This window comes from Bacillus cereus group sp. N12, assembly GCF_016483575.1.
Classification (GTDB): domain Bacteria; phylum Bacillota; class Bacilli; order Bacillales; family Bacillaceae_G; genus Bacillus_A; species Bacillus_A toyonensis.
On sequence record NZ_JAEHBO010000010.1, the window covers coordinates 111,628 to 118,331 of the forward strand.

Below are 6,704 nucleotides of genomic sequence, written 5' to 3' on the forward strand. Positions count from 1 at the left end.
TCTGGAGATTGAAACTTTAATTAACAAACTACTACTTTTGTATTAGAACTGTTGCGTTAACATTTTCAGCTAATACAATCTAAGCTTTAAGCAGTTTGCGTTTTAGTACAAATAATTAGTATGAACGACCACTTCAAGATATAATGAATAATATTTTAAGCTAAAAGGAGTGTTGTGTTGTGACGCAAAGAATTTCTTACTATGATGCTGCACCTGATGCTATGAAAATTATGATGGACATGGAAAAGTACACAAAACAATCCACGATTAATCGAACGACTAGAGAACTTATTAAAATTAGAGTTTCTCAAATCAATGGCTGTGCTTACTGCATAGATTTACATACATCTGATGCACGAAAAATGGGAGAGACTGAACAAAGAATTTATTGCTTAAGTACTTGGGGTGAATGTACTTTTTATACAGCGGAGGAAAAAGTCGCAATTGAATTAGCTGAGCATATTACACTTATTCCTACTAAAAGAGTTCCTGATTCCCTATACAAACGAGTATGTGAACATTATGATGAAAAACAATATATTGACCTTGTCTTGATTATTAATCAAATTAATAGTTGGAATAGAATTTCTATCGCGATGGGAAATACACCGGCAAAAAAATAACACTTTAAGCAAACAACTTGCTCAATACGTTTTATTACATCCACTTCAAAAAGGTTGATTCTAATACATTACAAGAATCAACCTTTTTAAATTATATTGGACTTTACCAATGTTTTCTTATTTCTTCTACTATAACCTCCGGATAATCCCAATGTAACAGATGGGTAGAATTCGGGATTAGTTTTACTATCGCTTTTGTTCTCTCACTAAAACTACTCGCTGTCTTCCCTCTATACTCATCCCAAATTTCTGGTACTGTAGCACGAAGTAATATTATATTAGATGGTAACTCCTCATATATATCCATTATTTCATCCTTGTGCATACCCTTTACGATATTACCAGCTGTTGTACCCCTCGCATGCCAACATACTTTATTATCTATTACTATACCAAGATCCTTAACTGCAAGTTCTAATAATGGAGACCATCTTGTATACACTTCTTTTTCACTTTTAAAGAAATCATCCCAACTATTAAATACATACTCTTCAAAGTCCTTTTCATAATAAGCAATTTCTTCTTCCAACGTTTCTTCTTGAAGCCTTTTCGTTTGGTACCCTCCATCAATGAGAATACTCCCTAATACCTTTTCTGGATTATGTAACAAATAAAATAGCGCTACAAAACTTCCCCACGAATGTGATAGAAAATAAAAATGTTCGATTTTCAGTTCATTCATTATTTCATTTAACCAATTTGCTAAGTTTTGCATCTCATAATCTTCTGTTCTTTCAAAGGGCGGTGTTTTACCATGCCCAGGTGCATCAATGGATATAAGTCTATACTCTTCCTTTAATTTTTCTGCGATTTCTATAAAACTTAAACTTGTACTACCTAATCCATGTAAACAAAAAATAACGGGTTTATCATTTTCTCCCCACTCAGTAATATGTGCTTTTAATTTTTCATTGTTAATATAGTAACGTTTCAAAACAGTTATCCTCCATATTTTAATTTTCAAATTTACATTATGATTATTTCTATTTTTTTCAAGTTTACCCTGCTTTTTTCTATACAAAAAAGCAGATTTTCTTTAAAAGAAAATCTGCCTTTACGCTAATGTATATTATTATTTAACAGCAATAATCATAAACCTCTTTGAATTCGTACGAATCCCCTTTTCAGAACTATTCGCGTCGATGAACTTTTGTAAAATAGTAAAATCCTCTTCCTCTTCTCCAAAATTAGGAATAATAGGCGTATGTTTTAATAAAAAAATGAGATCTTCAGGTGTACTGTAATAATCGGTAACATCATATTCACGTACTTGCACGAGTTCAAATCCTGCACTAATAAGTTCACTCATATACTTTTCTTTTAAAGTGCCATCTCTTTCACCTAAGCATTGTCCTCTGCCAAATGCTTCTTTAAGGTTTAATTTATCATGTTCACAAACTTGTTGTGTTAAGAAAAAAGCACCTTTTTTCATTACTTTTGCTAACTCAGATGCTAGAAACGGTGCATGACAACTAGAAGCAATATCAAAATAAGTATGCGGAAACGTTAAAGCTTCAGAACCCATTTGGAGAAACTCAACATTTTGTACACCTACTTTTTTCAAGTTGGAATGTGCTGTTTCAATCATGCCATTAGAATTATCTATTCCAATTAACAATTTAGCTGAAGATGCTATATTAAGTACATTCTCTCCTCCACCTGTACCTACATCAAGTAGCATGTCTGATGGTTTTCATCTTTCTTTCACTTCGCCATAAAAGTCCCAAGTGTCTCCTACCGTTTCACATTTCAGCTTACTGAAATCCCACCCATTTAATCTTCCTACTTTATCATAAAAGTTTTTGTATTCTAATTCGTTCATTTTATTATTTCCCCTTTGTAAAATGTATGAAATGTTTAAAACTGACGATCCTCGATATAGACTCATAGTTTACTCGTAAAGCTTCTTTTATATCTAGTATGCATTTTTTTCAGCCCCGAACAACTAGTTACTTCGAATAATATAGGATTTCATCTACCCCATCTCAATTCGAAGATTCTATGTATAATAACATGGTTTAATTATATATAATAAAATATAAATTATCAAAAAAGTACCTTTCCGCAAAACCATTTAGTTTACATAATAATTTTATAGTCTATTTTTATCAATGAATTCTAAATGTCCTCTACCCCAACCACACATACTATCCAACACCGTGCTTACCGTTTTTCCATGCTCAGATAAACTATATTCCACTTTAGGTGGTATTTCTTGATACATTTCACGTTTTATTAGTTGATCTTGCTCTAATTCACGAAGCTGCTTCGCTAATGTTCCTTGAGATATATCGGGTATTAATCTCTTTAATTCACCAAACCGTTTCGTTCCATCTGTTAGCAAAATAAATAAAAGCAATGGCTTCCATTTCCCACCGATTATTTGTAATGTCGCTATTACCCCTTTTAATTTAGGTTCTTGTAAATCCATCTCCTCACCTCTCCCATCCCATCATAGATCATAATAAATCATTTTTCATGTTATTTCTCCGTTCACTACTTCATTAGTACGAAAGTTGCGACTAAGTACAAGTAAAGTGCGTACTTTTCAATAACCATTTTTTAACGAATAATAAAAGCAACACACATTTATTTTTAATTTTATATTAAGGGAGAGGCTTAATCATGTCTTTTACTACATTAAAAGATAAACAAATCGTTATTATTGGTGGAAGTTCTGGTATAGGATTAGCAACAGCAACACAAGCAGTTGAACAAGGCGCACATGTTATTATTGCCGGACGCTCGGAAGAAAAGCTAAAGGCTGCTCAAGAATTAATAAATAACAATCACCTTCAAACTTATGTATTGGATAATCAAAATAAAGAGCAATTACAAAATTTTTTCAAAGATGTCGGGAAATTTGATCATTTATTTACACCGGGGGCTTCTTACACACTTGGACCAATAACCACTACAGAGGAAATTGCTGAAAGTAGCTTTATCGGAAAGTTTTGGCCTCAATATTATGCCGTGAAATATGCCATTCCTTTTCTTTCAAAATCAGGATCTATCGTGTTAATGTCTGGTGCATTTAGCCAAAGGCCACTTAAAGGTGCTCCTGCTTATGGAGCTTGTAATGGTGCTATTGAAAGTTTAGGAAAAGCTTTAGCTGTTGAATTAGCTTCGATTAGAGTTAATGTTGTTTCTCCTGGAACGATACAAAGAGAGAATGAACAAAACGAAAAAAGACTAGCTGCTTATGAAGATTATAAGTCTCTTTCTCTTGTAAAAAGGCCTGGGCATAATGATGAAATTGCACATACTGTCCTGTTTTTAATGCAAAATGAGTTTACTACGGGTAGTGTATTATTTCCTGATGGAGGATACACATATCATTAAATTAATTTTATTCACCTGTATATTATCTTAAGGGCTTTACTTAAAACACAATTTCAATTAGATGAAAAAAAATTTTAAGTACCTCATTTATTCTCACATTCAAACTTATAGTGAATGAATCCAACAGACACACCATTTTTCTATACACTTTTGAGTACAATAAAATAAAAAAGGCATAAAATATGCCTTTTTTTGCTTATTTGTTGATTGGATAACAAACCTCTGTAACCCACTTATTAGGATCCGGTTCCATCGCTGGGCTCACATGATAAATATTAAACATCGGGCCTGCTAATTCGTAACCTTCCGTCTCAATCCATTTTGCGGCTGCTTCATTTACGTTTGTCATTTGTTCATAACTTCCGCTTACTGTTATAGAAGCTACTTTGATTGGCTCTATTTTTTGAAAATGAACATCTTTTGTATTTTCATGCTTTCCTAAGATATTTAGCTGTATTTCTATATCCACATCATTTTCTTTGTATTCTTGATCATGGAAGACAGCGATACTATAACTCGGGTGAGCCATACTAATATTTTTCATATGAATTTCTTGCATTAATATACTCCATAAATCGCCTTCACAATTATACGATGGAATAACCTTTCTAACAGTAGCTACATTTCTTTCTGGAATTTCTTTTATTGAAACATGATAGTTCATCTCAACAACATCCTCTCTCATCGTTTTCATTGAGTTTTCGAGGAGACGTAATTGTTTTTGAAGGTTATTCATGTCTTCTTTAATTTGAGTACTACGATTTAGAAATTGCTCCTTTATACTATCTATATTATCGCATTCTATTATTTTTTTAATGGTAGCGATATTAAACCCCATATCTTTAAACGTTTGAATTTGATTTACTTTCTTTAGTTGAGCCGCTGAATAATATCGATAACCACTTTGCTCATCGACTTTTACTGGCTGTAATAGCTCCACTTTATCGTAGTGTCTCAACATACGTATACTAATGGAAGATAATTTTGAAAAATCTCCAATTTTAAACATGGTTTCCCCCTAAAAATTCTGTCTACTTCGAAGCTCAACTTTATTTTAAACAATGACATCGTGTGAGAGTCAACTGTTTATAACAACTTGAATTATAATTCTTTAATTAATTACCTTCTTTCTGCCTTCTTAAGGCAATTAAGATTGATATTAGTCCGTTTACAGCAAATAAGATTATTATAATTCTAGTTAGTAAAGCTACATCTGCTGAAAATACTTCAATCGTATGCCACGGTGAATTTGTACTATAAGTAAGAAGTGGGATTAAAATAATTGATAATATTAGAAATAGACTCCCTACGAAAAACCAATTGGATTTTTTACGATTTTTCTTATGTTTATATTTTTTAATTAACATAATCGATGTAATGAAAAGTATGAGTATAATTAACGACATTACAATTTGTGTGATTGGGATATTTTTAGGGACTTCATTAGGTTCTTCACCATTCAAAATACTAATAATCCCCTTTTTCAACACCACTAGTGCCGCCTCTTCTAATACATGATTTTTATTCGTTAAAATCACACCACCCCAGCCGCTATTATTGAAAGTAAACATTTCTGCATGAGCATCGGGGGTAGATCCTGAATGCCAAATCATCGTTTCGTTGTCATTTAAATTCGTTGTTCTTAATCCAAACCCATAACTTTTTTCTGGATTTATTTTATAAAGTGGTGATAAATAAAGGTCAATATTTTCTCTCTTTAAAAATTGATTGTGCTCTTGGCGAGTTAAAAACATAATATATTGAATCATGTCTTCCAAATTCGCGGTAATATAACCATATGGTGCCCCAGCATTATCATAGGACACTACACTTTTTCTTGGTATACCAAACCAAGATTGATAGCCTGTTAAATATCCTTTTTCATATGCACTATCTTTATTTGCTGCCGCACCATTCATTTCTAATGGCTGAAAAACATGCTTTTCCATATATGAAGAATATGTTTCATTTGTTACTTCCTCAATAAGTGCACCTAAAACAATATAATTCGCATTACTATATTGATATATTTCCCCTGGTGGAGCAGTTAATTTTACATTTGAAAGTTTCATTACATTATCTTTTATTGATGTAGAACTTTTTAATTGCTTATCTGATAGCGCTAAACCTTCATATGTATTTATTCCACTCGTATGAGTTAGTAGATGTTGAATTGTTATATTCGAGGTTAATTGAGGATTTTTTAGTTTAAGCCAAGGGAGATGTTGTTGAACTGAATCCTCTAATTTTATCTTTTTGTCTTCTATTAACTTTACTATAGCTAAAGCTGTTAAAGATTTACTTATTGAACCGATTGCAAACGGTGTTTTACTAGTTACCTTTTTTTCAGACTCTCCAGTAATTCCCCACGATTTTGCGAAGAATACATCTTTATGATGTACAATTGCAACAGAAGCTCCTGGAATGTTCTGCTCCTTTATAAATTTTTCAATGTACTTATCTAAAGTAACTTTAATATTTTGCTCAGCATAAACTTTTGGATGTACGATACATAATATTAATACATTACAAAGAATACAAATTTGAAATAATTTATAGATAATTTTCTTCATTATACTTTAGATAGCTTTCTTTTTTTATAAATTACTAGGCTAATAAATACTAATACAGAGAGTGTAAAACTAATCATTATTAATACATAGTTCCACCACTGATTCTCTGCTATACGATCATAAAGCTGTCTCTTATACACATCTGACGCTGCCGACGAAGCTAGAA

At 32.0% G+C, this 6,704-nt stretch carries 8 protein-coding genes; 2 read left to right on the forward strand and 6 right to left on the reverse strand.

What is annotated here, in order from left to right; all coding sequences use genetic code 11:
* Nucleotides 1–179: 179 nt before the first annotated feature.
* Complete coding sequence (locus JDS92_RS08315; RefSeq protein ID WP_097952771.1) at nt 180–623, forward strand: carboxymuconolactone decarboxylase family protein; 444 nt, start codon at nt 180–182, stop codon at nt 621–623.
* A 103-nt stretch (nt 624–726) separates the two neighbouring features.
* Here the strand turns inward: JDS92_RS08315 and JDS92_RS08320 are convergent, their stop codons facing one another.
* The 4 genes from JDS92_RS08320 to JDS92_RS08330 form a co-directional block, all read right to left on the reverse strand.
* Nucleotides 727–1,557 (reverse strand): alpha/beta hydrolase, encoded by an 831-nt coding sequence (locus JDS92_RS08320; protein WP_199631800.1) that lies wholly within the window; start codon nt 1,555–1,557, stop codon nt 727–729.
* A gap of 138 nt (nt 1,558–1,695) precedes the next feature.
* On the reverse strand, nt 1,696–2,304 hold the full coding sequence (locus JDS92_RS08325) for a class I SAM-dependent methyltransferase (protein WP_242475992.1): 609 nt from the start codon (nt 2,302–2,304) through the stop codon (nt 1,696–1,698).
* 12 nt (nt 2,305–2,316) lie between these two features.
* The gene (locus tag JDS92_RS31235; protein WP_274606199.1) at nt 2,317–2,445 is read right to left on the reverse strand and encodes a hypothetical protein; all 129 of its coding nucleotides are present in this window, start codon (nt 2,443–2,445) and stop codon (nt 2,317–2,319) included.
* Between the two features lie 270 nt (nt 2,446–2,715).
* Nucleotides 2,716–3,054 carry a winged helix-turn-helix transcriptional regulator gene (locus tag JDS92_RS08330; RefSeq protein WP_199631801.1) on the reverse strand — a complete coding sequence of 113 codons (339 nt, stop codon included), beginning with the start codon at nt 3,052–3,054 and terminating at the stop codon, nt 2,716–2,718.
* 194 nt (nt 3,055–3,248) lie between these two features.
* Between JDS92_RS08330 and JDS92_RS08335 the strand changes: the two genes are divergently transcribed.
* Nucleotides 3,249–3,965 carry an SDR family oxidoreductase gene (locus JDS92_RS08335; RefSeq protein WP_000011251.1) on the forward strand — a complete coding sequence of 239 codons (717 nt, stop codon included), beginning with the start codon at nt 3,249–3,251 and terminating at the stop codon, nt 3,963–3,965.
* Nucleotides 3,966–4,161: 196 nt separating this feature from the next.
* On the opposite strand, the gene JDS92_RS08340 is transcribed toward JDS92_RS08335, so the two are convergent.
* Nucleotides 4,162–4,974 carry a MerR family transcriptional regulator gene (locus tag JDS92_RS08340; RefSeq protein WP_199631802.1) on the reverse strand — a complete coding sequence of 271 codons (813 nt, stop codon included), beginning with the start codon at nt 4,972–4,974 and terminating at the stop codon, nt 4,162–4,164.
* A 106-nt stretch (nt 4,975–5,080) separates the two neighbouring features.
* Complete coding sequence (locus JDS92_RS08345; RefSeq protein WP_199631803.1) at nt 5,081–6,538, reverse strand: serine hydrolase domain-containing protein; 1,458 nt, start codon at nt 6,536–6,538, stop codon at nt 5,081–5,083.
* Nucleotides 6,539–6,704: the final 166 nt, after the last annotated feature.